At 60.1% G+C, this 24,661-nt stretch carries 21 protein-coding genes; 10 read left to right on the forward strand and 11 right to left on the reverse strand.

Annotated features, from left to right (window positions below; genetic code table 11):
* The first annotated feature begins 17 nt into the window (after positions 1–17).
* The 7 genes from pqqF to JUI81_RS17655 all read left to right on the forward strand — a co-directional run bounded on the left by pqqF (position 18) and on the right by JUI81_RS17655 (position 7,780).
* Positions 18–2,456 carry a pyrroloquinoline quinone biosynthesis protein PqqF gene (gene pqqF / locus JUI81_RS17625; RefSeq protein ID WP_204124744.1) on the forward strand — a complete coding sequence of 813 codons (2,439 nt, stop codon included), beginning with the start codon at positions 18–20 and terminating at the stop codon, positions 2,454–2,456.
* A 156-nt stretch (positions 2,457–2,612) separates the two neighbouring features.
* Positions 2,613–2,687: a pyrroloquinoline quinone precursor peptide PqqA gene (gene pqqA / locus JUI81_RS17630; RefSeq protein WP_009045898.1), complete on the forward strand. Its 75-nt coding sequence runs from the start codon at positions 2,613–2,615 to the stop codon at positions 2,685–2,687.
* Positions 2,688–2,771: 84 nt separating this feature from the next.
* The gene (gene pqqB / locus JUI81_RS17635) at positions 2,772–3,683 is read left to right on the forward strand and encodes a pyrroloquinoline quinone biosynthesis protein PqqB (protein WP_018928830.1); all 912 of its coding nucleotides are present in this window, start codon (positions 2,772–2,774) and stop codon (positions 3,681–3,683) included.
* A gap of 127 nt (positions 3,684–3,810) precedes the next feature.
* Positions 3,811–4,563, forward strand: a complete 753-nt coding sequence (gene pqqC / locus JUI81_RS17640) for a pyrroloquinoline-quinone synthase PqqC (RefSeq protein WP_007936521.1) — start codon at positions 3,811–3,813, stop codon at positions 4,561–4,563.
* Positions 4,560–4,835, forward strand: coding sequence for a pyrroloquinoline quinone biosynthesis peptide chaperone PqqD (gene pqqD / locus JUI81_RS17645; RefSeq protein ID WP_019580716.1), 276 nt, complete (start codon positions 4,560–4,562; stop codon positions 4,833–4,835). Before pqqC ends, pqqD begins: the two co-directional genes overlap by 4 nt.
* Positions 4,836–4,839: 4 nt before the next feature.
* Complete coding sequence (gene pqqE, locus JUI81_RS17650; protein ID WP_204124808.1) at positions 4,840–5,982, forward strand: pyrroloquinoline quinone biosynthesis protein PqqE; 1,143 nt, start codon at positions 4,840–4,842, stop codon at positions 5,980–5,982.
* Positions 5,948–7,780 carry a S9 family peptidase gene (locus JUI81_RS17655; RefSeq protein WP_204124745.1) on the forward strand — a complete coding sequence of 611 codons (1,833 nt, stop codon included), beginning with the start codon at positions 5,948–5,950 and terminating at the stop codon, positions 7,778–7,780. Before pqqE ends, JUI81_RS17655 begins: the two co-directional genes overlap by 35 nt.
* A gap of 169 nt (positions 7,781–7,949) precedes the next feature.
* On the opposite strand, the gene JUI81_RS17660 is transcribed toward JUI81_RS17655, so the two are convergent.
* Positions 7,950–9,233, reverse strand: a complete 1,284-nt coding sequence (locus tag JUI81_RS17660) for an aspartate aminotransferase family protein (RefSeq protein WP_019580713.1) — start codon at positions 9,231–9,233, stop codon at positions 7,950–7,952.
* Between the two features lie 169 nt (positions 9,234–9,402).
* Here JUI81_RS17660 and JUI81_RS17665 point away from each other — a divergent pair, with 169 nt between their 5' ends.
* Positions 9,403–10,323: a LysR family transcriptional regulator gene (locus JUI81_RS17665; protein WP_028940266.1), complete on the forward strand. Its 921-nt coding sequence runs from the start codon at positions 9,403–9,405 to the stop codon at positions 10,321–10,323.
* Positions 10,324–10,548: 225 nt separating this feature from the next.
* Here the strand turns inward: JUI81_RS17665 and JUI81_RS17670 are convergent, their stop codons facing one another.
* From JUI81_RS17670 to bioB, 10 genes are all read right to left on the reverse strand, one after another.
* Entirely contained in the window at positions 10,549–12,327 is a 1,779-nt protein-coding gene (locus JUI81_RS17670) for an acyl-CoA dehydrogenase C-terminal domain-containing protein (protein ID WP_204124746.1), read from the reverse strand.
* Between the two features lie 187 nt (positions 12,328–12,514).
* A complete protein-coding gene (locus JUI81_RS17675) occupies positions 12,515–14,311 on the reverse strand; it encodes an acyl-CoA dehydrogenase C-terminal domain-containing protein (RefSeq protein WP_204124747.1) in 1,797 nt (598 codons plus the stop codon).
* A 90-nt stretch (positions 14,312–14,401) separates the two neighbouring features.
* A complete protein-coding gene (locus JUI81_RS17680) occupies positions 14,402–15,691 on the reverse strand; it encodes a GGDEF domain-containing protein (protein ID WP_018928822.1) in 1,290 nt (429 codons plus the stop codon).
* 226 nt (positions 15,692–15,917) lie between these two features.
* A complete protein-coding gene (locus JUI81_RS17685) occupies positions 15,918–17,723 on the reverse strand; it encodes a phenylacyl-CoA dehydrogenase (RefSeq protein ID WP_019580708.1) in 1,806 nt (601 codons plus the stop codon).
* Between the two features lie 277 nt (positions 17,724–18,000).
* Positions 18,001–18,297 (reverse strand): hypothetical protein, encoded by a 297-nt coding sequence (locus JUI81_RS17690; RefSeq protein ID WP_007936482.1) that lies wholly within the window; start codon positions 18,295–18,297, stop codon positions 18,001–18,003.
* 120 nt (positions 18,298–18,417) lie between these two features.
* On the reverse strand, positions 18,418–19,098 hold the full coding sequence (bioD, locus tag JUI81_RS17695; protein ID WP_204124748.1) for a dethiobiotin synthase: 681 nt from the start codon (positions 19,096–19,098) through the stop codon (positions 18,418–18,420).
* Positions 19,095–19,907: a malonyl-ACP O-methyltransferase BioC gene (gene bioC, locus JUI81_RS17700; protein ID WP_028940262.1), complete on the reverse strand. Its 813-nt coding sequence runs from the start codon at positions 19,905–19,907 to the stop codon at positions 19,095–19,097. The genes bioD and bioC overlap by 4 nt, the downstream gene beginning before the upstream one ends.
* Entirely contained in the window at positions 19,900–20,631 is a 732-nt protein-coding gene (locus JUI81_RS17705; protein WP_019580705.1) for an alpha/beta fold hydrolase, read from the reverse strand. The genes bioC and JUI81_RS17705 overlap by 8 nt, the downstream gene beginning before the upstream one ends.
* Complete coding sequence (gene bioF, locus JUI81_RS17710; RefSeq protein ID WP_204124749.1) at positions 20,624–21,802, reverse strand: 8-amino-7-oxononanoate synthase; 1,179 nt, start codon at positions 21,800–21,802, stop codon at positions 20,624–20,626. The genes JUI81_RS17705 and bioF overlap by 8 nt, the downstream gene beginning before the upstream one ends.
* 121 nt (positions 21,803–21,923) lie before the next feature.
* The gene (gene bioB / locus JUI81_RS17715) at positions 21,924–22,979 is read right to left on the reverse strand and encodes a biotin synthase BioB (RefSeq protein WP_008008198.1); all 1,056 of its coding nucleotides are present in this window, start codon (positions 22,977–22,979) and stop codon (positions 21,924–21,926) included.
* 90 nt (positions 22,980–23,069) lie between these two features.
* On the opposite strand from bioB, the gene JUI81_RS17720 reads away from it, so the two are divergent.
* Positions 23,070–23,810 carry a ComF family protein gene (locus JUI81_RS17720; RefSeq protein ID WP_028940260.1) on the forward strand — a complete coding sequence of 247 codons (741 nt, stop codon included), beginning with the start codon at positions 23,070–23,072 and terminating at the stop codon, positions 23,808–23,810.
* A gap of 63 nt (positions 23,811–23,873) precedes the next feature.
* Positions 23,874–24,638 carry a TOBE domain-containing protein gene (locus JUI81_RS17725; protein ID WP_018928815.1) on the forward strand — a complete coding sequence of 255 codons (765 nt, stop codon included), beginning with the start codon at positions 23,874–23,876 and terminating at the stop codon, positions 24,636–24,638.
* Positions 24,639–24,661: the final 23 nt, after the last annotated feature.

Raw genomic sequence — 24,661 nt, forward strand, 5'->3', positions numbered from 1 at the left:
CTGTTCTGGAAGTGCTCATGCCTGCGCTGAATCACCCCCACCTTCACACTGAAACCCTGGCCAACGGTCTGCGGGTGACGCTGCGTCATGCTCCCGGTTTGAAGCGCTGCGCCGCGGCGTTGCGGGTCGCTGCCGGCAGTCACGACGTGCCACCGGCCTGGCCGGGGCTGGCGCACTTTCTTGAGCATTTGCTGTTCCTGGGTACGGAGCGCTTTCCTGCAGAGCAAGGGCTGATGGCCTACGTACAAGGTCATGGCGGGCAGGTAAACGCGCGAACCAGCGAACGGACGACGGACTTCTTTTTCGAACTGCCGCCCCAGGCGTTCAGCGCTGGGCTGGAGCGTCTGTCAGACATGCTCGCCCATCCGCGTATGAATCCGGATGATCAGCGGCGCGAACGGGAAGTGCTACACGCTGAATTTGTCGCCTGGTCGCGGGATGCCACAGCCCAACAGCAATTCGCGCTGTTCGATGGGCTCTCGGCGGCTCACCCGTTGCGGGCGTTTCATGCTGGCAACCGTTACAGCCTGCCGATTCCACAGCCCGAGTTTCAGCAAGCGTTGAAGGACTTTTATCAGCAGTTTTATCAGACCGGGCAGATGACGCTGAGCCTGGCCGGCCCGCAGAGCCTCGAAGCATTGAAAGGGGCGGCGCAGGCGTTTGCCCTTGCCATTCCCGCCGGTGAAAAAGTCCCCCAGGCAAAGCCCAGCCTGTTGATGGATTCATCGGCCAATAGTTATCAACAGGCTGGAGAACGTCGACTGGATCTGCTGTTCACCTTCGAAGGGCTGCCCGACTCATCGCCCGAAGCGCTGGCATTCCTGTGCCATTGGCTGACCGCCGCAAAACCCGGCGGCCTGTTGGCGCAGCTGCGAGACAGCGGGCTGGCAGACAACCTGAAAGCCGCGCCGCTCTACTGCTACGCCGGGCAAGCCTTGCTGCACATCGAATTCACGCAGCCCGCAAACGCCACGCAATCGGGCAGCGTGATCCGCGAACGGCTTCTGGATTGGCTGGGCTTTTTTGCCTCCCGTCAGGATTGGGCCCAATTGCGCGAAGAATACGCAGCCCTGCAGCAGCGCCAACAACAAGTCAGCAGCGCCTTGCAACTGGTCCAACGGGACAGCGAGCAACTTGAACCAGGGTTGTCCGAACAGGGCGTTGTCGCCCTCAAGGCAATCCTGCAACAAATCGGCGCTGAGGATAACTTCACCGGCCAGTGGCAACTGCCGACCCCCAACCCGTTTTTGCGTACCGATACTCCAGCCCCGAATGCCGGCTTGATTCGCGGCCAGACCAGCGCCCACCGTGGCCTGCGGACCTTTGCCCAGGATCGCTCGCGCAGTCGCCGCGAACGTTCGCCGATGCAGTTCAGTCAGGCGTTGCCGGACAACACGGATGAAGGCGCGGTGTATCTGCGCTGGCGCCTGGAGTCCGCGCCTCACAACGGCCTACAGTCGCATCTGGAAAACAACCTGCTGCCGTTGCGCGAAGAGGCACGTCAGGCCGGTGTCGACGTTTCCTTCAGCGCATCGGGCAATGAATGGCTGCTGAAACTGACGGGCCTGCAGGAGCCGATGCCAACAGTCCTCGAACATGTGCTGAAAGCGCTGACAAAACCTGATGCGCGTTTCTTACAGGAAGCACCGACGGCCACCCCATTGATGCCGATTCGACAGCTGCTCAAGGCGTTGCCCGATCTATGCACTGAGCACACCGCAGCCTCGGATGACTTGCAGCAACTCTGGTCGAGTGCGCGCTGGGATGGCCTGGCGACCGGATTGTCGGCCCAGACGCAAGCGGCGATGGGGTTGGCCTTGAGTCGTGTGCAGGGAACGCCAGACCATCAATCGACATCACCTCTATCGATCGGCTCACAGCATCTCTGGAGCGCCGTCGATACCGGCTCCAGCGAACACGCGCTGTTACTCTTTTGTCCGACGGCAACCCATGACATCGCCGACGAAGCTGCCTGGCGCTTGCTCACACACCTGTGCCAGACACCGTTCTATCAACGTTTGCGGGTGGAGCTGCAACTCGGTTACGCGGTGTTCAGCGGCCTGCGCCAGATCAACGGTCAGACCGGGCTGTTGTTCGGCGTGCAATCGCCGAGCGTCGCGCCTCTGGACTTGTTGCAACACATCGAACAATTCCTCGGCGAGCTCGAAAGGATGATCGAAAGCATCGATGAGCTGACCTTCATCGCCCAACGCCAAGCCTTGGCCGATCAATTCGACAGCACCGCCCTGCCCAACACCCAGGCCGCCGAACTGCTCTGGCAAGGCAAACTGGCCGGCCACTCGTCGGATTATCTGGGCCTTCTACCTCAAGCGATTCTGATGATCGACCGCAAAGCCTTGCTGGCCGCGGCACAGCGACTGAATAGGGCCGAAGGTGGCTGGCGCTGTCTGGCCAGCGGACCTTGCCCGACTACGCGCTGGCAAGTGGCAAAATGATCATTACCGGCGCTGCAATTAGCTTTCTCAAAGATTCGCAGCCAATCGTTCTGTAATTTTGAGTAACATAGCCACCTAACTATCTGAACATCTCCGACTGGAGGTGGACTATATGTATAGGCCTCAACTGTCCCATCCACCTGAAGGAGCGCTCCTATGTCCTGGTCCAAACCTGCTTACACCGACCTGCGTATCGGCTTCGAAGTCACCATGTACTTCGCAAGCCGCTAAGCTCTGCCGTTTGGTAGAGAATGCAGTGCTACGCCTCGGCTTGCCGGGGCGTTTTTATTTTCAGTTTTCAATGATGGAGCGGCCATGTTTGTCCAGATTCTAGGTTCCGCCGCCGGCGGCGGTTTCCCCCAGTGGAACTGCAACTGCGCGAACTGCGCAGGTTTTCGCGACGGCAGCCTGCGGGCCGAAGCGCGTACCCAGTCGTCCATCGCGATTTCCGATGATGGCGTGAACTGGGTGCTGTGCAATGCTTCGCCGGACATCCGCGCCCAGCTCCAGAGTTTCGCGCCGATGCAGCCGGGACGCGCGCTGCGTGATACCGGCATCAGCGCAATCATCCTGATGGACAGCCAGATCGACCACACCACCGGCCTGCTCAGCCTGCGCGAAGGTTGCCCGCATCAGGTCTGGTGCACTGACATGGTCCATGAAGACCTGAGTACCGGGTTCCCGTTGTTCACCATGCTGACCCACTGGAACGGCGGGTTGAACTGGAACCGTATCGAACTCGATCAGAGCTTCACCGTCCCGGCCTGCCCGAATCTGCGTTTCACCCCACTGCCCCTGCGTAGCGCCGCCCCACCCTACTCGCCGCACCGCTTCGACCCGCATCCGGGCGACAACATCGGCCTGATCGTCGAAGACCTGAGCACCGGCGGTAAACTGTTCTACGCACCGGGCCTGGGCAAGGTCGATGCTCCACTGCTGAAGATCATGGCCAGCAGCGATTGCCTGTTGGTGGACGGTACGATGTGGGACGACGACGAGATGCAGCGCCGTGGTGTCGGCACGCGCACGGGTCGGGAAATGGGCCACCTGGCGCAGAACGGCCCCGGCGGCATGCTCGAAGTGCTGGAACAACTGCCCAAGCAGCGCAAAGTGCTTATCCACATCAACAACACCAACCCGATTCTCGATGAGGATTCGCCAGAGCGTGCGGAGCTGGCCCGTCGTGAAGTTGAAGTGGCTTATGACGGCATGAGTATTGTGCTGTAGCGGATGGCCTCTTCGCGGGCCAACCACGCTCCCACAAGGATAGCGCTATCCCCGTGGGAGCAGGCCTGCCCGCGAAGGCGTCAGACCAGACACCAAAGAATCCACCGGTTGTTCCCGGAGAACCGCAATGACTGATACCCCAATGTCCCCCGCCGAATTCGAAGCGGCCCTGCGCGCCAAGGGCGCCTATTACCACATCTATCACCCGTATCACGTGGCGATGTATGAAGGCCGGGCGACGCGCGAGCAGATCCAGGGCTGGGTCGCCAACCGCTTTTACTATCAGGTGAACATCCCGCTCAAGGACGCCGCGATCCTGGCCAACTGCCCGGACCGCGAAATCCGTCGCGAGTGGATTCAGCGCCTGCTGGACCATGACGGCGCCCCCGGTGAAGACGGCGGTATCGAAGCCTGGTTGCGTCTTGGGCAAGCGGTCGGCCTCGACCCGGATCAGTTGCGCTCCCAGGAACTGGTGCTGCCCGGCGTGCGTTTCGCCGTGGATGCCTATGTCAACTTCGCCCGCCGGGCCCGTTGGCAGGAAGCCGCCAGCAGCTCATTGACCGAGTTGTTCGCGCCGCAGATCCACCAATCGCGCCTCGACAGTTGGCCGCAGCATTACCCGTGGATCGACCCGGCCGGTTACGAATATTTCCGTACGCGCCTGGGCCAGGCTCGCCGAGATGTGGAGCACGGTCTGGCAATCACGTTGCAGCACTACACCACGCGGGAAGGCCAGGAGCGCATGCTGGAAATTCTCCAGTTCAAACTGGACATTCTTTGGAGCATGCTCGACGCCATGAGCATGGCCTACGAACTGAACCGCCCGCCGTACCACAGCGTGACCGAACAGCGGGTCTGGCATAAAGGAATCACCTTATGAGTTTTGATCGCAGCAAAACCCCGACCTGGCGTCCCGGCTACCGTTTCCAGTACGAACCGGCGCAAAAAGGCCATGTGTTGCTCTACCCCGAAGGCATGATCAAACTCAACGATAGCGCCGCGCTGATCGGCGGCTTGATCGATGGCCAGCGGGATGTCGCGGCAATCATCGCCGAGCTCGACAAACAGTTCCCCGGCGTGCCCGAGCTCGGTGACGACATCGAGCAATTCATGGAGGTCGCCCGTGCTCAGCACTGGATCGAACTTGCCTGATTCCATGTCAGGCAAGTTACCGCCCAAGCCCGACATCGGCCTGCCGCTGTGGCTGCTGGCCGAATTGACCTACCGCTGCCCGCTGCAATGCCCGTATTGCTCCAATCCACTGGATTTCGCCGAGCAAGGCCGGGAGTTGACCACCGAGCAGTGGATCAAAGTCTTTCGCGAAGCCCGGGAAATGGGCGCGGCGCAGTTGGGCTTTTCCGGCGGTGAGCCCTTGGTACGCCAGGACCTCGCCGAGTTGATCGCTGAGGCGCGCAAACTGGGGTTCTACACCAACCTGATCACCTCCGGCATCGGCCTCACCGAGCAGAAAATCAGCGACTTCAAAAAGGCCGGCCTGGACCACATCCAGATCAGTTTTCAAGCCAGCGACGAGCAGGTGAACAATCTGCTGGCCGGCTCGAAAAAGGCCTTCGCGCAAAAACTCGAAATGGCCCGTGCGGTGAAAGCACACGGCTATCCGATGGTGCTGAACTTCGTCACCCATCGGCACAACATCGACAAGATCGACCGGATCATCGAGCTGTGCATTGCCCTTGAGGCAGACTTCGTCGAACTCGCGACGTGCCAGTTCTACGGCTGGGCGCAGCTCAATCGGGTCGGCCTGTTGCCGACCAAAGAGCAACTGGTTCGCGCCGAACGCATCACCAACGAATACCGCGCCAAACTGGAAGCCGAAGGGCATCCGTGCAAGCTGATTTTCGTGACGCCGGACTATTACGAAGAACGTCCGAAAGCCTGCATGAACGGCTGGGGCAGTATTTTTCTGACGGTCACACCAGACGGAACCGCCCTGCCCTGTCATGGCGCCCGACAGCTGCCGGTGCAGTTTCCCAACGTGCGCGACCACAGCATGCAGCACATCTGGTACGACTCGTTCGGCTTCAACCGCTTTCGCGGTTACGACTGGATGCCCGAGCCGTGCCGCTCCTGCGACGAGAAAGAAAAGGACTTCGGCGGCTGCCGTTGCCAGGCGTTCATGCTCACGGGTGACGCGAGCAATGCCGACCCGGTGTGCAGCAAGTCGAAACATCACGGCGTGATCCTCAAGGCCCGCGAAGAAGCCGAGCACGCGACCCAGACCATCGAACAACTGGCCTTTCGCAATGAACGAAACTCACGCCTCATCGCCAAAAGCTGAACCCTTGAGCGCCGCCAGGGCCGTCGCGGCCGGCATCGACTTCGCCGAGTTGCAGGTCGGGCCACATGGCCTGTTCTGGAACGAGTACCGCCCCGAAGATGCTGCCTGCCGAGTCTGGCAGTGGCGCGACGGTCAGGCCCATTGCCTGACGCCACCCACGTTCAGTGCGCGCAGCCGAGTGTACGAATATGGCGGTGGCGCGTTTTGTCTGACCGATGACGGGCTGGTGTTCGTCAACGAGGCCGATCAGCAGCTGTATCGGCAATCACTGAGCGATGAGACACCTGAGGTGCTGACTTCAAGTGAATGCCGTTACGGCGATCTGCAGTTCGCCAACGGGCAAGTGCTGGCGGTGGAAGAGAACCGCGATCGGCATCGCCTGGTGGCGATCGATCTGGCAGATGGCCGACGCCATCTGCTGGCCGAGGGTGCCGATTTCTACGCGGCACCGACCCTGAGCCCCGATGGCCGGCGACTGGCCTGGATCGAGTGGAATCGCCCGGATCAGCCCTGGACCGCGACTCGCCTGATGGTTGCCGAACGCCAGAGCAATCACACCTTTGCGTCGCCGCGCTGTGTGGCCGGCGACGGTCCTCAGGAGTCACTGCAACAACCGAGATTCGATGACAGCGGCCGTCTGTATTGTCTGACCGATCGCGGCGGTTTCTGGCAGCCGTGGGTGGAGTCGGCCGACGGTCTGAGCCCACTCCCGAGCGCTGCTGCCGACCATGGACCGGCGCCCTGGCAATTGGGTGGTTGCACCTGGTTACCGTTGAGCGAAGACACTTATCTGGCGAGTTGGACCGAAGAGGGTTTTGGGCGACTGGGGCTTTGTCATGGCGATGGCTCCCGTGAGGATTTCACGGGCGACTACAGCCGCTTCCGCCATCTCGCACAGGATGACCAGTTCATCTACTGCATCGCCGCTTCACCAGTCAGTTCGGCGTCGGTGATTGCCATTGACCGCAAGACCCGGCAGATAAAGACCCTCGCCGGTGGCGTTGTCCCCCTGCCGGCCGATCAGATCAGCCGCCCGCAAACCCTGCGTTATCCGAGCGGTTCGGGCGAGGCCCACGGGTTCTTCTACCCGGCAATGAACGACGGTACGAAACCGCCCTTGGTGGTGTTCATTCACGGCGGACCGACTTCAGCCTGTTATCCGATGTTCGACCCGCGAATCCAGTATTGGGCACAACGGGGCTTCGCCGTGGCCGACCTTAATTACCGGGGTAGCAGTGGTTACGGCCGCGCTTATCGCCAGGCGCTGCATTTGAGCTGGGGCGACGTGGACGTGGAAGATGCCTGCGCAGTAGTCGGCTACCTGGCCGGGCGCGGACTGATCGACGGCGATAAAGCGTTTATCCGTGGTGGCAGCGCCGGCGGGTACACCGCATTGTGCGCATTGGCCTTTCACAAGATCTTTCGTGCGGGCGCCAGCCTGTATGGCGTCAGCGATCCCGTTGCGCTGGGCCGCGTCACCCACAAGTTCGAAGGCGATTATCTGGACTGGTTGATCGGTGACCCGGTAGAGGACGCTGAACGCTACGCCGCGCGCACGCCGCTGCTGCACGCGCACAACATCAGCGTTCCGATGATCTTCTTTCAGGGTGAACTGGACGCCGTGGTGGTGCCGCAACAGACCCGCGACATGGTCAAGGCATTACAGGACAACGGCATTCTGGTCGAAGCGCATTACTACGCCGACGAACGCCATGGCTTTCGCAAGGCCGGCAACCAGGCCCATGCGCTGGAACAGGAATGGTTGTTTTATCGGCGGGTGATGGAGTTGGCGGACTGAAATCGTAGTGCCCCATTCGCGGGCAACCATTGATCCTGCTATCGCTCAAGCACTGAAATGCCTTCGGCAAAACGCAGAGACAAAAAAACGCCCCACGCGAAAAGAATCAAACGTGGGGCGCTGCGTTATACCGCGAGACGGTTCGGAAATTCGTGTAGGGCGGGTCTGATCAGACCGCAATACCTTTTCGACACTGCAGTTGCGCGGTGCGTACGCGGGAGAAGGCGCGGGCCAGGCGCAGGAGCATTTCGTCGATATTGGCCTTGCTGACCGTAAGGGCCGGGGTAAAGCGCAGGCAATCGGGTTGTGGGGCATTGAGCAGTAAGCCTTCGTACAACGCAGCCTTGACTACGGCGTCGGCCGAATCGTCGGACAGATCGAGCCCCCAGAGCAGCCCTTGCCCGCGCAATTCGCCGTGACCATAGCGATGGGCCAGACGACTCAGACCTTCGCCCAGATGCTGAGCGGTTTCCCGCATATGATCGAGAAAGCCCTTGTCTTGCACGCTGTCGAGCACGACAAGCCCGGCGGCACTCATCAACGCATTGCCATGATGAGTGCCGCTCATTTCGCCGATTTCGAAACAACAGGCCTTGCCTCGCGCCAACAATGCCGCCAATGGCACGCCACCGCCGAGCCCTTTGCCGAGCACCACGATATCTGCCCGTACGCCGTAGGACTGTTCGGCAAGCAATGTGCCGCAGCGACCGACGCCGGTTTGCACTTCGTCAAATATCAGCAGAATGCCAAGCTCACGACACAAGCGCTCGACGCCCTTGAGGTAGTGCTCGGTAGCGGGAATCACCCCGGCCTCGCTCTGGATCGGTTCGAGCATGATCGCGACCGTCTGGGCATCCACGGCCGCATGCAAGGCGGGCAGGTCATTGAACGGGACATGACTGAAGCCCGGCAACTGTGGATCGAATCGATTGGTCAGATTCGAACTGTCCGACGCAGAAATCGTCCCGAGACTACGGCCATGACAACCTTTGCTGGCCACAATGATCCGCGAAGCGCCGCCACGATGTTGCTGGCCCCATTTGCGCGCCAGTTTGATCGCCGCTTCACAGGCTTCGCTGCCACTGTTGAGCAGGTACGCCTGGTCACTGCCGGTACTGGCGCAGAGCCGGTCGGCGAGGTTGAGCATGCCGCGGTTGTGCAGTCCGAAACCCGGATTGATCAGCGACTGAGCCTGTTCCGAAATCGCTTTGACCAGTGCTGAAGGGCTATGTCCGAGGCTATTGGCGCCGCCACCCTGTGAGAAATCCAGGTAAGCGCGGTCATCGCTGTCCCACAACCAGGAGCCTTGGCCACGCACGAAAATCTGTTTCGGTCGTTCGACACTGGGCATCAGGCACTCGCTGGAAAAGTTGTCGCTTCTGGCCGGCAGGGAAGTGTCCATCGCCAGGTCATCAAGGCTCGGTGGCTTGCGTCGCAGGTTGAACAGATTCATCGGATAAAACCTCGTCCGAGGTTTTTTGCCTTGCCTATGTAAACACCATCGCTGTAAACGGTATTCATCGTGCTTTATGGCCCTGTAAGCCTTGTGAATGCGGTTAGACTAGGCGTAGGCAAGGCACTGAGCCATTTCGATTTCTCAGCATTTTCGATAAGTATTGCTTATGGATTTCAAACAACTGCGTTATTTCGTCGCGGTCTACGAAGAGGGCCACGTCGGTCGGGCCGCCGAGCGGCTGTCTATCTCCCAGCCAGCGTTGTCCCAGCAGATCCGCCAACTCGAACAGAACCTCGATGTGAGCCTGTTCGAACGCAGCAGCAAACGTCTGCTGCCAACCCTGGCGGCCCACACGTTGTACAACCATGCCCTGCCCTTGCTCGATGGCTTGCAACGCGCGCGCGAAGCCTTGGGCAATTTCAAGGGCAAGGCGCTGCGAACCTTGGCCATTGGCGTGCTGCAGACCGTCCACTCCAGCCTGGTGCCGCAAATGCTCGAACGCGTGCGCAAGGCACAGCCGCATCTGGTGGTGCAGATCTATGAACTGACCGGCCTGGAAATCGAGCGGCGACTACTCAATGGTTCGCTGGACATCGGGATCAGTTACCTGCCGCCCCGTCAGCCGGGTTTGCACGGCGTACCGTTGTACGAAGATGAGCTGACCCTTGTCATCCCGGCGGACCATCCGTTGCGCGAATTCAAGAAGGTCTCCATGAGCCAGGCCGCCGAGTTGCCCATGTTGCTGTTGGGTGAAGAGTTTCAGGTGCGGCAGATCTGGCAGGCACAACTGGCCAGTCTTGGGCGCCGGCCGCAGGTGCAGGCCGAGCTGAACAACATGGCGGGGATTCTCGACAGCCTGCCGCACACGCGGCTGGCGACTGTGCTGCCCGGACGCTCGCAAAAGACCCATGGCGACCAAGAGTTGCTGTGGAAACCACTGAGTGAGCCGCGGGTGCCGCTGAAGGTGGGGTTGGTGTGTCGGGATGTGCAGCGGCAACAGGCTTCGCTGGCGTTGTTGCGGACATTGCTGGAAGAGGTGATGGATGAACACTTGCGTAGCCCGACGGCCCTGGATGGGTTGAGCTGAACTTTTTTGCAGGCAAAAGAAAACCCCGCCGAAGCGGGGCTTTGCAGACTGTTTCCCTGACATCCATTTCACTCCGCCGTCCTGGCAGAATCCTACGTGTCCGTGTTGTTGCTTTGCGCTTCCTGCGCGACGTCCATGTGAAGTAGATTAGCTCTGGATCCAATCTGCGCATATGGGAAAACAGCAGCACGCCATGTAAGAGAATGCTTACATGACGTTACAGGGTCAGAATTGTCCTGCGTCCAACAGGAACAGCGACTCACTCCCCGCCTTTACCGACGCGCTCAACGAGTGAATACGCGGCAGCAGACGGGCGAAATAGAACCGCGCCGTACCGAGCTTGCTCGCGTAGAAATCGTCCTGCGCTTCCTTGCCGAAGGCTGCCTTGGCCATCAGTGCCCACATGTAGGCATAGGCGGTGTAACCGAATGCTTGTAGATACTCGACCGAAGCAGCGCCGATTTCGTTCGGGTTGTTTTTAGCCCGGTCCAGCAGCCATGCGGTCAGATCGTCGAGGGTGCCCACTGCATCGTTCAGCGGTTTGGTGAACTCCGCCAAATCAGCACTGGCCGTCGCGGTGAAATGACGAATCTCGTCAGCGAACAGTTTGTAGAACGCCCCGCCGCTGCCGACGATCTTGCGCCCGACAAGGTCCAGCGCCTGAATACCATTGGTGCCTTCGTAGATCTGCGTGATGCGCACGTCACGAACCAGTTGCTCCTGGCCCCACTCACGGATGTAGCCGTGGCCGCCAAAAATCTGCTGGCCATGAACTGTGGTTTCCAGCCCCAAATCGGTCAGGAATGCCTTGGCAACAGGCGTCAATAGTGCGACCAGGTCTTCTGCGCGCTTGCGGGTGGTGGCGTCTTCGCTGAACTTGGCGGTGTCCAGTTGCATCGCCACGTAAGTGGAAAATGCACGGCCGCCTTCGTTCGAGGCTTTCATGGTCAGCAGCATGCGACGCACGTCCGGGTGGACGATGATCGGGTCAGCCACTTTGTCCTTGTTCTGCGCGCCGGTCGGCGAACGGCTCTGCAGGCGGTCGCGAGCGTATTCAATAGCGTTCTGGTAGGAACGTTCACCCGAGGCCAGGCCCTGGATGCCGACGCCCAGACGCTCGTAGTTCATCATGGTGAACATCGCCGCCAGGCCTTTGTTCGGCTCGCCGACCAGGTAACCCACGGCTTCGTCGAAGTTCATCACGCAGGTTGCGGACGCCTGGATACCCATCTTGTGTTCGATCGAACCGCAGGTCGCCGGGTTGCGCGCACCGAGGCTGCCGTCGGCATTGACCGTGAACTTCGGCACCAGGAACAGCGAAATACCTTTCGGCCCTGCTGGCGCGTCCGGCAGCTTGGCCAGTACCAAGTGGATGATGTTCTCGGTCAGGTCGTGTTCGCCGCCGGTGATGAAGATCTTGGTACCACTGACCTTGTAGGAACCGTCAGCCTGAGGTTCGGCCTTGGTGCGGATAATCCCCAGGTCAGTACCAGCGTGCGGCTCGGTCAGGCACATCGAACCGGCCCAGACCCCGGCGTACATGTTCGGCAGGTACGCGGCTTTCAGCTCTTCGCTGGCGTGGGCGTTGATCGACAGGCAGGCGCCGGCGGTCAGCATCGGGTACAGACCGAACGACAGGCTGGCGGAGTTGACCATTTCTTCGACCTGCGCCGAAACGGCCTTGGGCATGCCCATGCCGCCGTAGGTCGGATCGCCACCGACACCGACCCAACCGCCTTCAGCGTAGGTCTGATACGCCTGTGGGAAACCGGCAGGGGTGGTGACGGCACCGTCGGCCCAGTGGCAACCTTCTTCGTCAGCCGCACGGCTCAGGGGCGCGATGCTTTTGCTGGTGACCTTGCCGGCTTCTTCCAGAATGGCTTCGACGGTTTCAGCATCGACGGTCTCGGCGAGCGCAGGCAGTTCGGCCCAGAGTTTGGCGACCTCGAAAACTTCATTGAGGACGAAGCGCATATCGCGCAGGGGCGCTTTGTAGTCAGCCATGGCAAACCTCGCAAGATCTAAACAGGTGGTTCGTAGGAATAGTGATTTCGTTGTGTCCGAGTGTACCTCAACAACTTTTACGACACATAGGGTCAGCCCATGACCGATTTGTTATTTTTAGTCACTGAGCTGTTCTTCATAAAGAAGCCCGCAGCAAGGCGGGCTTCTTTATGGCTGATTTGAATGATTAAAGTGCAAACAACTCCGCCGGCAACTTCATCAAACAGTCGCTACCCGCCTCGATGGCCGCCCGATGAGCAGCCGTACGCGGCAGTAAACGCTTGAAGTAAAACTCGTTGGTCGCCAGTTTGCCCTGGCAGTAATCGGCATCCCCAGTGCCTGCATCCAACTGCGCCTGAGCCACCAGCGCCATGCGTAGCCACAGGTAGCCGAGGATGATGTAGCCGCTGTACATCAGGTAATCCACCGAGGCGGCACCCACTTCATCCGGATTTTTCATCGCCGCCATGCCGATCCTGGTGGTCAATTCGCCCCACTGCTGATTCAAATCGTTGAGTTGCGCCACATAGCTGCCGAGTTGCGGATGCTCAGCGTTTGCCGCACAAAACTTATGGACGATTTTGGTGAAACCACGCAGCAGTTTTCCCTGACTGCCAAGGACTTTGCGCCCCAGCAGATCCAGCGCCTGAATGCCGTTGGTGCCTTCGTAGATCGGCGCGATCCGGCAGTCGCGAACCAACTGCTCCATGCCCCACTCACGAATGAAACCGTGGCCGCCAAACACCTGCATGCCAAGGTTGGTCACCTCCAGCCCGGTGTCGGTCATGAAGGCTTTGCAGATTGGTGTGAGGAACGCCAGCAAATCCTCGGCGTCCTGACGCGCCGTTTCATCCGGGCTCATATGCGCAGCGTCCAGCAACTGTGCGGTGAAGTAAGTCAGCGCCCGGTTGCCTTCGTTGAAGGCCTTCATGGTCAACAACATCCTGCGCACATCGGGATGCACGATGATCGGGTCGGCGGGTTTTTCCGGCGCTTTCGGGCCGGTCAGCGAGCGCATTTGCAGACGGTCGTTGGCGTATTTGACCGCGCCCTGGAAGCTCGCCTCCCCCAGACACAAACCTTGCATGCCGGTGCCGAGCCGCGCGTGGTTCATCATGGTGAACATGCAGTTCAGGCCCTTGTTCGGCTCACCGATCAAGAAGCCCTTGGCATCGTCGAAATTCAGCACGCAGGTGGCCGAGGCCTTGATGCCCATTTTGTGTTCGATCGAGCCGCAGGAAACGCCGTTGCGCTCGCCCGCCTCGCCCTCGGCATTGGGTAGGAATTTGGGCACGATAAACAGCGAAATACCTTTGGTCCCCGCTGGCGCGTCCGGCAGTTTGGCCAGCACCAGATGAATGATGTTGTCACTCATGTCGTGTTCGCCGGCGGATATGAATATCTTGCTGCCGGAGATCGCGTAACTGCCGTCGGCCTGAGGCACGGCGCGGGTCTTGATGATGCCCAGATCGGTGCCGCAATGAGCTTCGGTCAGGCACATGGTGCCGGTCCATTGGCCTGCGGTGAGTTTGCTCAGGTAGGTCTGTTTCTGTTCTTCAGTGCCATGGGCATGGATGGCCGACATCGCACCGTGGGTCAGGCCGGGGTACATGCCCCAGGACGTGTTACTGGAACCGACCATTTCGCTGATGACCAGCCCCAAGGAACTTGGCAGGCCCTGGCCACCGTAAGCCGGGTCCGCCGCCAGACCATGCCAGCCGCCTTCCACGTATTGTGCGAATGCTTGCTTGAAACCTGTAGGCGTTGTGACTACACCGTTGTCGAAATGGCAGCCTTCTTCGTCGCCGCTGCGGTTCAGCGGTGCGAGAACGTTCTCACAGAATTTCGCGCCTTCTTCGAGGATCGCATTGACCATGTCCGGGCTGGCATCGGTGGCCCCCAGCGCGGCGTAATTGCGGTGAAAATCGAAGACGTGATCGATCAGAAAGCGCATGTCGCGCAGGGGAGCTTTGTACTCGGGCATGGTCATTTCTCCGGCAGCAGATGGCTCAAACCTACTGCCGTGCATCACACCTCACAATCACAGTCCAGACGCTGAATGCGCCATCATCACTCAACCCGCGGCGGCGTCCATGCGCACTGCGCCACGGCGGTTCTGACCGAAGGCCATCACACAGTTTCGCCCCGCGCCCTTGGCGCTGTAGAGCGCCTGGTCGGCGGATTTGAGCACTTCTTCAGGGGTGCGTTGTTCCAGCCGTTCGGCGACGCCGATGCTGACGGTGACCGAAACACTCGAGGCGCCCGAACCTGCACGACGCTGGCGCCCCTGCTGGTCATCCTGGGGACGGCTGTCCTGATTGCGCAGCTGGATGTTGTAAGTGGCGATGGATTCGCGGATGACCTCCAGATGCGGCATGCACTCTTCGAGGGTCTTGCCTGCGAACACCAAGGCAAATTCCTCACCGCCGTAGCGATATGCCCTACCACCACCACTGATTTTCGACAGCTTGCTGGCGACCAGACGCAACACTTGGTCGCCGACATCGTGGCCGTGGGTGTCGTTGAATTTCTTGAAGTGGTCGACGTCGCTCATGGCCAGCACGTAATTGCGCCCCAGCCGTTGCATGCGCTCGTTCAGGGCGCGACGCCCCGGCAGGCCGGTGAGTTCGTCGCGGAAAGCCATCTGATAGGCCTCATGGGCAACTGCGGCGGCAATCATCAACATCACCTGGCTGCACATGATGTTGAGGGTGAAGGGCAGGATGAAGGTTTTCGGCAACATCCAGAACAATCCCAACAGCCCCACCAATTGCGCAGCGTGCAAAGGTCTTGGGTTGCGCCAGTATTGCCAGGCCAATAACAGGAACGAGGCGATGAACACGGGATAAGACAATTGGATCAGGCTCATCCACGCACCATGCAACGCCGGCCAGCGGATCTCCGACAGCCACATCAGCAGCGCCTGTGGGTAACTTTGCTCCAGCCCCAGCGCCACACTGCCGAACGCCAGCAACACAGCGAAACGCGCCACCATGTCCTGGAACAGGTGAGTACGCTCTTGCCAGGCAGCGAACAAGCCAAACAGCAACGGCAACAACAGACAGCACAGATGGAACACCACCGCGGCGTCTTCACGAACCTTGCCGTTGTCGCGGTAATAGTCGGTCTGGGTGTCGAGCAGGAAGTAGGCGATGTACACCGTGACCATCAGAAACAGTTCACGCTGACGTCGATAAACCGCGCAATACGCACCGCCGAGCAACAGCACCAGAGTGGGCAGCACGTTGAACAGCGAAGTGAAGAAGACGTTGAGATCCTTGACGTAGGCAGCCGCAAGCCCCGCGAGCAACAACAGCAGCGATGGCAAAAAATGGCTGAAACGTACAGCGGAAGAACGCGGCAAGGGTAAAGCTCCGACCCGGCAAACAAAGATGGCATTGTGCCTGCATTTGGAGCAGCTAAGCACGTGCAATGTGACACGTGTCACATCGCAGCCTCTTTAACGGCAGCAAAGTCGTTCTTCTTAGCGTTTTAGTCAGGAATATTTAAAGACGTGATCGTTTGCGTCAGGCATAAAAAAGCCGCTGTTTCCGAAGAAGCAGCGGCTTTGTGAAGAGACTGCGTAGGGCTTAGTAACCCAGTGCGAAGTCTTCTTCTTTCATGTCCATCAGGTTGTTGGCGCCCGACAGCATGGTTGCAACGTGAGTGCGGGTACGCGGCAGGATGCGCTGGAAGTAGAAGCGCGCAGTCTGCAGCTTGGCGGTGTAGAACGCCTCTTCGGTGGTACCGGCAGCCAGTTTCTCGGCCGCCAGACGCGCCATGTCAGCCCAGAAGTAGGCCAGGCAGGCGTAACCGGAGTACATCAGGTAGTCCACGGATGCTGCGCCGACTTCTTCGCGATCTTTCATGGCCGCCATACCGACCTTCATGGTCAGCTCGCCCCATTCTTTGTTCAGCGCAGCCAATGGCTCGACGAACTCTTTGACCGCGTCATTGCCTTCGTTGCTCTGGCAGAACTTGTGGACGATCTTGGTGAAGCCCTTGAGCGCTTCGCCTTGAGTCATCAGCACTTTACGGCCTAGCAGGTCGAGTGCCTGAATGCCGGTGGTGCCTTCGTACAGCATCGAAATACGGCTGTCGCGAACGTTCTGCTCCATGCCCCACTCGGCGATGAAGCCGTGGCCACCGTAGATCTGCACGCCGTGGTTGGCGGATTCGAAACCGACTTCAGTCATGAAGGCTTTGGCGATCGGCGTCATGAAGGCCAGCAATGCGTCGGCTTTCTTCTTCTCTTCTTCATCGACGCCGTATTTGACGATGTCGACTTGCTTGGCGGTGAAGTAAACCATCGCACGGTTGCCTTCGGCGAACGCCTTCATGGTCAACAGCATACGGCGTACGTCAGGGTGAACGATGATCGGGTCAGCGGCTTTGTCCGGCGCTTTCGGGCCAGTCAGGGAGCGCATTTGCAGGCGATCGCGAGCGTATTTCAGGCCGCCCTGGAAACCGATCTCGGCGTGTGCCAGACCTTGCAGCGCGGTACCCAGACGTGCGGTGTTCATAAAGGTGAACATGCAGTTCAGGCCTTTGTTCGCCGGGCCGATCAGGTAACCGGTGGCCGCGTCGAAGTTCATCACGCAGGTGGCGTTGCCGTGGATGCCCATCTTGTGTTCCAGGGAACCGCAGCTCACAGCGTTGCGCGCGCCGATCGAGCCATCTGCGTTCGGCAGGAATTTCGGCACGATGAACAGCGAGATGCCTTTGGTGCCGGCAGGTGCGTCCGGCAGACGTGCCAGAACGATGTGGACGATGTTGTCGGCCATATCGTGCTCACCGGCCGAGATGAAGATCTTGGTGCCGGACACTTTGTAGGAGCCGTCGGCCTGAGGTTCAGCCTTGGTGCGCAACATGCCCAGGTCAGTGCCGCAGTGCGGTTCGGTCAGGCACATGGTGCCGGTCCATTCGCCGGAAACCAGTTTGGTCAGGTAAGCCTCTTGCTGCTCAGGCGTGCCGTGTTCGGAAATGGTGTTCATCGCGCCATGGGACAGGCCTGGGTACATGCCCCACGACCAGTTGGCCTCGCCAACCATTTCGCTGACAGCCAGGCCCAGAGACTCTGGCAAGCCCTGGCCGCCGTGCTCTACGTCGTGAGCCAGGCTTGGCCAGCCGCCTTCGACGAATTGCTTGTAGGCTTCTTTGAAGCCAGTCGGAGTTTTAACGCCGGACTCGCTCCAGGTGCAGCCTTCGATGTCACCCACGCGGTTCAGCGGAGCCAGCACCTGCTCACAAAACTTGGCGCCTTCTTCGAGAATGGCGTCAACCATGTCCGGAGTTGCGTCCTGGCAAGCCGGAAGGCTCTGATAGTGCGCTTCGTAGCCGAGCAGTTCGTCACGAACGAAGCGAATATCACGCAAGGGGGCCTTGTAGTCAGGCATAGCGATAAACCTCTGCTGATGTAACCGGGAATGAACGACCGTGGTGATTTGTTGTAACGGTCAAACAGTTGTTTGAAACATACGTTTACGCCCAAATCTTGTCAAGCGCCGATCTTTTGCCGTTCATCTTCGATCTATGAAAATCTTGGGCGCGCAGTGGCGCAACGTCGTTGATTGAGCAACACGTCATGTAGGAGAGATTAGTTGAGGGAGAAGGACTTACGCAGAAAAACGCCGCGAACAGGCGCGGCGCTGGGGTAGTGAATTCAATGAGGAATCAGGCGAAGGTATCGATCAACGTACCGAGCATTTCATCGGAGGCCTTGGCGACTTTGACACCAAGTTCCACCTGAAACTTGCCTTGAGACATCTCGACCACATTGCTGGCCAGATCCGATTGCTGGCTGCGGTCTACCGAGCGTAGACGATCGACCTGAACCTCGGAGGACTGACTGGTGACCGAACGCTCGATGGTGTTGTTGGCGATCTGCCCCGAAGCCTGATCGACACGGTTCTGCCCTGTCTGAATAGTGCTCAGACCGGCATAAAAAGCGGTGTTTCCTGAGATTTCCATGGGAGAACTCGTCCTACAAAGGATCAACAGCGGCCATTGAACCAGACACGCCGCTAAAAGGCCCGACAAAAACACTAATGGCACAGTGCCTTATCATAGGTAAAACCCACGCCAGAAACGTCAGTCCAGCAGATCCAGCTGTAGATGTTCGGCCACCGCTTCGGCCGTCACCGACTTGAGTTTCGGCACCCGCCCCAAGCACGGCGCGGGAATGCGCTCGGCCAGCGTCGCCAGGTTCTCTTCAAGACGCGAGGTCTTCGGATCGATAATGTTCGCCACCCACCCCGCCAACTGCAAACCATCGCGAGCAATTGCCTCGGCCGTCAGCAGCGCATGGTTGATGCAGCCCAGGCGCACGCCGACCACCAGGATCACCGGCAGATCCAGCGCCATGGCCAGATCTGACAGATTGTCTTGATCCGCCAACGGCACTCGCCAGCCGCCAGCGCCTTCGATCAAGGTGAAGTCCGCCCGCATATCGAGAATCTGCCGCATCGGTGCCAGCAGCGATTGCACGGTCAACGCCACGCCGGCCTCCCGCGCCGCCAGATGCGGTGCGATCGCCGGCTCGAACGCGACCGGATTGACCTGATCGTAGGTCAACGGTATCGAGCATTCGGCCAGCAGTGCCAGCGCATCGGCGTTGCGTAGCCCCTTGGGCGTGAGCTCACACCCGGAGGCTACCGGCTTACCCGCCGCGGTGCTCAACCCCGCCAATCGCGCGGCATGCAGCAAACCTGCGGCGACGGTGGTCTTGCCGACATCGGTGTCAGTACCGGTGATGAAATAGGCTGCGCTCATAAGGGTTTCTCCAGCACGGCGTAAACCACTTGATAAGTCGCCGGCAGTCCCTGTGCCTGACGAAACTGCTCGTAAGCCTCGATCAAGCCGAGGATTCGCGCCCTGCCGGTCAAACCGCCCGGCCGACCGGGGTTCAGGTTATGCGCCCCGAGAGCCTTGAGCTCATGGGTCAGGCTGCGGACATCGGGGTAATGCAACACATGTGGATGTGTTTCAAGGCTGATGACCTTCAAGCCACTGCCCGCGCAAAGCTGCTGGTAAACACCGAACTCGCGGAAGCGGTTGACGTGCACCATGCCATCCACCTGACGCCAGCTGTCGCGCAATTCGTACAGAGTCCCTACACACAGACTAGCAAACGCGAAAATACCGCCCGGTTTCAGCACCCGATTCGCTTCGTTGAGCACCGAGGCGAAATCCGCGCACCATTGCACCGCCAGGCTGGAGAAGACCAGGTCGCAGGTCGAATCCTGCAACGGCAAGCGTTCGGCATCACCGGCGATGAAATGGTTGGCGCCGCCCAAGGGACGGGCGTGATTGAGCATCCCCTCTGCGATATCAAGGGCCAGCCCGTTGCCGGCAGGAAAACGCTCACCGAGCGCACGGCTGAAATACCCGGTGCCACACCCCATGTCCAGCCATCGACCCGGGACAAAATCCTCCGGTAAGCGACGCAACAATTCATTGCCAACGTCGCGCTGCAATTCGGCCACGCTGTCGTAGCTCGCTGCCGCTCGGGAAAAGGACGCCGCTACCTGGCGTTTATCGGGCAAGCCGCCGGGCAGGTTGGGAAGGGACAAATCAGTCATCACCGGACTCATGCAAAAAGGCCTGAATCGCCCCCGCCACACCATGGGGGTCTTCCAGAAGAAACGCGTGGCTGGCCTGTTCAATCAGACCGATTTCGACATCCGGCAGCAGCGCCAGCAAATCCCCCGCCGCTTCGGCCGGGACCAATCCGTCGAGGCCACCGAACAAGTGCAATTGCGGACCACGAAACGCCTGCAACGCTTGCCGGGTATCCAGCTGTGCAAGCAACTCCAGGCCGCTCATCAGCACCGATGGAGACGAAAGCGGTGCGCCAGCGAGCAACAGCCGCGATAGCCCGCGCGGGTCTGCGGCACCTTGGGTGCACAGCAGCGAGAAACGTTTCAACGTTATGCCTGGGTCGACTTTGCAACCGGCCAGAAACGCGTCGAAGGTCTCGCCGGGCATCCCGCTCGACCACTGCTCATGGGCGACAAAAGAAGGATTACTCGCCAGGGTCACCAAACCGCAGCAACGGTCACCACGCTTCGCCGCCAATTCGGACGCCAGCATGCCGCCCAATGACCAGCCACCGAGCCAGGCATCCTGGGGCAGCGTCGAATCCAGTTCATCGAGCCATTCTTCAAGGTCGCTCGATTCCAGTTCCGGCAGTGGTTCGATTTCGACGCGCAGATGCTCATCCAAGCCTTGCAAGGCAGCCGCCAAGGGTTCCAGCGGCGAAATCCCGAGACCCCAGCCCGGCAGCAGAATCAGACGATCACGCATGGCTTGGCTCCGGTCCCAGTTGTTGAAAACAATCGGCCAGTCCATTTAACAATAGCTGCACCTGCGCCTCGCTGTGAGCGGCGGTCAGGGTTACGCGCAAGCGGGCGCTGCCGGCAGGCACGGTCGGTGGACGGATCGCGGTCACCATCAAGCCACGCTCACGCAGCATCTGCGACAGCCGGACCGCGCGCCCGGCATCGCCAATCATGATCGGCTGAATCGGCGTGAAGCTGTCCATCAACTCCAGGCCAATCTGCTCGGCGCCTTGGCGGAACTGGCGAATCAGCGCCTGCAAATGCTCACGTCGCCAGTGTTCGCTGCGCAACAATTCCAGGCTTTTAAGCGTCGCGCAGGCCAGTGCCGGCGGCTGGCTGGTGGTGTAGATGTAGGGGCGAGCGAACTGGATCAGGCTCTCGATCAACTCCTCACTGCCAGCCACAAAAGCACCGGCCGTACCGAACGCCTTGCCGAGGGTGCCAACCAACACCGGCACGTCCTCCTGACTCAGGCCGAAATGCTCGACGACCCCACCGCCATTGGCGCCCAGCGGACCAAAGCCGTGAGCGTCATCGACCATCAACCAGGCGCCTTTGGCCTTGGCTTCCCGCGCCAGCGCCGGCAGATCGGCGATGTCGCCGTCCATGCTGAACACGCCGTCGGTGACCACCAGCGTATTGCCGGTGGCCTTCTCAAGGCGTTTTGCCAGACTGGCCGCGTCGTTATGCAGATAGCGGTTGAAACGCGCACCGGACAGCAAACCGGCATCCAGCAACGACGCGTGATTGAGCCGGTCTTCCAGCACCGTATCGCCCTGCCCGACCAATGCGGTGACCGCACCGAGGTTGGCCATGTAGCCGGTGGTGAACAGCAATGCGCGCGGACGTCCGGTGAATTCGGCAAGGGCTTCTTCCAGCGCGTGATGCGGGCCGCTGTGGCCAATCACCAGATGTGAAGCACCACCGCCCACGCCCCAACGCGACGCGCCGGCGCGCCAGGCTTCGATCACTTGCGGGTGATTGGCCAGGCCCAGGTAATCGTTGTTACAGAACGCCAGCAATGGCTGACCATCAACCACCACTTCCGGGCCTTGAGGGCTTTCAAGCAGTGGGCGCTGGCGATAAAGGTTTTCGGCACGACGGGCAGCAAGGCGTGCGGCGAGATCGAAAGACATGCAGGCCTCGAAGATCAGAGTGTAGGAGCCTGCTTGCTGGCGATAGCATCACCACGGTCATTCAGACAGACCGTGGTGATGCTATCGCCAGCAAGCAGGCTCCTACAGGGTTTTGCGTGGGTTAAACAGCAGCGTTATAGAACTGCTCGCTGCTCTTCTGCTCCACCAGTGCCTGTTCGATGGCGGCCTGATGCACTTCGTCGGCGTGCTCTTCGCGGGCTTCCGGCAGGATGCCCAGACGCGAGAACAGTTGCATGTCCTTGTCTGCCTGCGGGTTGGCGGTGGTCAGCAGTTTTTCGCCGTAGAAAATCGAGTTGGCGCCGGCAAAGAACGCCAGGGCCTGCATCTGCTCGTTCATCGCTTCGCGACCGGCGGACAGGCGGACATGGGATTTCGGCATAAGGATGCGTGCAACGGCGAGCATGCGGATGAAGTCGAACGGATCGACGTCGTCGGCATTTTCCAGCGGCGTGCCGGCGACTTTCACCAACATGTTGATCGGCACCGACTCTGGATGCTCTGGCAGGTTGGCCAGCTGGATCAGCAGGTTGGCGCGGTCGTCGAGGGACTCGCCCATGCCGAGAATGCCGCCGGAGCAGATCTTCATCCCCGAATCACGCACGTAGGCCAGGGTTTGCAGGCGCTCGCTGTAAGTGCGGGTGGTGATGATGCTGCCGTAGAACTCCGGCGAGGTGTCGAGGTTGTGGTTGTAGTAGTCCAGGCCGGCTTCGGCCAGGGCGACGGTCTGGTCCTGATCGAGACGACCAAGGGTCATGCAGGTTTCCAGGCCCATGGCTTTCACGCCTTTGACCATCTCCAGCACGTAAGGCATGTCTTTGGCCGACGGGTGTTTCCACGCCGCGCCCATGCAGAAACGGGTCGAACCGATGGCCTTGGCGCGAGCGGCCTCTTCGAGGACCTTCTGCACTTCCATCAGTTTTTCTTTTTCCAGGCCAGTGTTGTAGTGACCCGACTGCGGACAATATTTGCAATCTTCAGGGCAGGCGCCGGTCTTGATCGACAGCAGGGTGGAAACCTGGACGCGATTGGCGTCGAAATGCGCGCGGTGCACCGTCTGCGCCTGGAACAACAGGTCATTGAATGGCTGAACGAAGAGTGCTTTGACTTCAGCCAAAGACCAGTCGTGACGCAGGGTGGCAGTGGTGCTGGCGCTCATGGGCGATTCCTTGGTTATGCTTGGCAAGCGACTGGGGAATGGAATACCCACAGACGCGACACGGATGTTCGGCATATTTAAGGAAGACTCATGCACTGTCAACCACGATACGAAGGACCGGTTTACATCTGGTTAAAAAACAAACAATCCTGTTTACTCTGCTCAGAGGTCGCGGACGACACCATACCGATCTGCATGGCCTGCGAAACCGAGCTGCCCTGGCTGGGCGACCAATGCCATACCTGCGCCCTGCCCTTGCCCGCCACGGGCCTGACGTGCGGCCAATGCCTGAAACAACCGCCAGCCTTCGAGCGAGTCGCCGCGCCCTGGACTTACAGCTTTCCCGTCGACAGTTTGATCACCCGCTTCAAGCACAGCGCAAAATGGCCGTTTGGCCGCCTGCTCGCCGAACTTCTTGCTCAGTTCCTGCAACATCGCTTCGATGAAGATCTGGATCGGCCCGACGCGCTGATACCGGTACCGCTGGCCCCCAAGCGGCTGCGCCAGCGGGGGTTCAACCAGGCGGCAATGCTCGCCCGCTGGCTCAGCGCCGGCCTCGACATTCCTTGCGATGAAACGCTATTGGTGAGGACTCAGGACACCAGCGCGCAACAAGACCTTAATGCCGACGCACGTAAAAAGAACCTGCGCCACGCCTTCGCCCTGGCGCCCGAGGCTTCGGTCAAAGGTCGCCACTTCGCCCTGGTGGACGATGTGCTGACCACCGGCGCCACTGCACAGGCCCTGGCCCGGCTGTTGATGGCGGCGGGGGCGACGCGGGTCGACGTCTACTGCCTGGCCCGTACCCCCAAACCTGGCGATGGGGCCTGACTTGACTCCCGCACGCCAAGTCGCCAACGTCCCATCCATCGCCACAGCCCAAAGCGCCTTGCCATGTCCTTGCCTACGTTGTTGTCCCAGCACATTGTCCGTCGTCCGCAACGCATTGCGTTGCTGCAACACATCGCCGAACAGGGCTCGATCACCCGCGCCGCAAAAAGCGCCGGCCTGAGTTACAAGGCCGCGTGGGACGCCATCGACGAGCTGAACAACCTCGCGCAGAAACCACTGGTGGAGCGCAGCGTTGGTGGCAAGGGCGGCGGTGGCGCCAAATTGTCCAGCGAAGGCGAGCGCGTGTTGCGCCTGTATCAAAAGCTGCAAGCGTTGCAGGCTCAGGTTCTGGAAGCCGCCGAAGAGGCCAGCGACCTGGACTTGCTCGGTCGGCTGATGCTCAGAACCAGCGCGCGCAATCAATTGCACGGCAAGGTCGTGGCGATCGATGCACAGGGGCGCAACGACCGGATCCGCCTTGAACTGGCCGAAGGCTTGCTCATCGACGCGCAGATCACTCACGACAGCACCCTGCGCCTGGAGCTGGAAACGGGTACCGAAGTGGTCGCACTGATCAAGGCCGGTTGGCTGGAACTGCTTGGCATCGATCAAGCTGCAACACATGGCAACAATTGCCTGAAGGGCACGATCGAAGAAATCCTCGACGCCGAAGACAGCCCCAGCGAAGTGCGCATCGGCCTGCCCAATGGCCAGACACTTTGCGCCCTGGCCGAGCCGCTGCACCTGAAAAACCTCGGGCTTGCCGCCGGTAAACCGGTGCAGGTGCAGTTCGCGCCATCGAACATCCTGCTGGGTACACCGCTCTAGCCTGTAGACACTGCAACAAAAGC

It is taken from the genome of Pseudomonas sp. 008, assembly GCF_016861935.1.
Classification (GTDB): domain Bacteria; phylum Pseudomonadota; class Gammaproteobacteria; order Pseudomonadales; family Pseudomonadaceae; genus Aquipseudomonas.

Bases quoted from the DNA above. Each gene is read 5' to 3' on its own strand.
- JUI81_RS17660 (WP_019580713.1), bottom strand. From the start codon at position 9,233: ATGAATCTGTTCAACCTGCGACGCAAGCCACCGAGCCTTGATGACCTG.
- pqqE (WP_204124808.1), top strand. From the start codon at position 4,840: ATGTCAGGCAAGTTACCGCCCAAGCCCGACATCGGCCTGCCGCTGTGG.
- pqqD (WP_019580716.1), top strand. From the start codon at position 4,560: ATGAGTTTTGATCGCAGCAAAACCCCGACCTGGCGTCCCGGCTACCGT.
- JUI81_RS17690 (WP_007936482.1), bottom strand. From the start codon at position 18,297: ATGGAAATCTCAGGAAACACCGCTTTTTATGCCGGTCTGAGCACTATT.
- JUI81_RS17705 (WP_019580705.1), bottom strand. From the start codon at position 20,631: ATGCGTGATCGTCTGATTCTGCTGCCGGGCTGGGGTCTCGGGATTTCG.
- bioD (WP_204124748.1), bottom strand. From the start codon at position 19,098: ATGAGCGCAGCCTATTTCATCACCGGTACTGACACCGATGTCGGCAAG.
- JUI81_RS17720 (WP_028940260.1), top strand. From the start codon at position 23,070: ATGCACTGTCAACCACGATACGAAGGACCGGTTTACATCTGGTTAAAA.
- pqqF (WP_204124744.1), top strand. From the start codon at position 18: ATGCCTGCGCTGAATCACCCCCACCTTCACACTGAAACCCTGGCCAAC.
- bioB (WP_008008198.1), bottom strand. From the start codon at position 22,979: ATGAGCGCCAGCACCACTGCCACCCTGCGTCACGACTGGTCTTTGGCT.
- pqqB (WP_018928830.1), top strand. From the start codon at position 2,772: ATGTTTGTCCAGATTCTAGGTTCCGCCGCCGGCGGCGGTTTCCCCCAG.
- bioC (WP_028940262.1), bottom strand. From the start codon at position 19,907: ATGACTGATTTGTCCCTTCCCAACCTGCCCGGCGGCTTGCCCGATAAA.
- JUI81_RS17725 (WP_018928815.1), top strand. From the start codon at position 23,874: ATGTCCTTGCCTACGTTGTTGTCCCAGCACATTGTCCGTCGTCCGCAA.
- pqqC (WP_007936521.1), top strand. From the start codon at position 3,811: ATGACTGATACCCCAATGTCCCCCGCCGAATTCGAAGCGGCCCTGCGC.
- bioF (WP_204124749.1), bottom strand. From the start codon at position 21,802: ATGTCTTTCGATCTCGCCGCACGCCTTGCTGCCCGTCGTGCCGAAAAC.
- JUI81_RS17665 (WP_028940266.1), top strand. From the start codon at position 9,403: ATGGATTTCAAACAACTGCGTTATTTCGTCGCGGTCTACGAAGAGGGC.
- JUI81_RS17685 (WP_019580708.1), bottom strand. From the start codon at position 17,723: ATGCCTGACTACAAGGCCCCCTTGCGTGATATTCGCTTCGTTCGTGAC.
- JUI81_RS17675 (WP_204124747.1), bottom strand. From the start codon at position 14,311: ATGCCCGAGTACAAAGCTCCCCTGCGCGACATGCGCTTTCTGATCGAT.
- JUI81_RS17655 (WP_204124745.1), top strand. From the start codon at position 5,948: ATGAACGAAACTCACGCCTCATCGCCAAAAGCTGAACCCTTGAGCGCC.
- JUI81_RS17670 (WP_204124746.1), bottom strand. From the start codon at position 12,327: ATGGCTGACTACAAAGCGCCCCTGCGCGATATGCGCTTCGTCCTCAAT.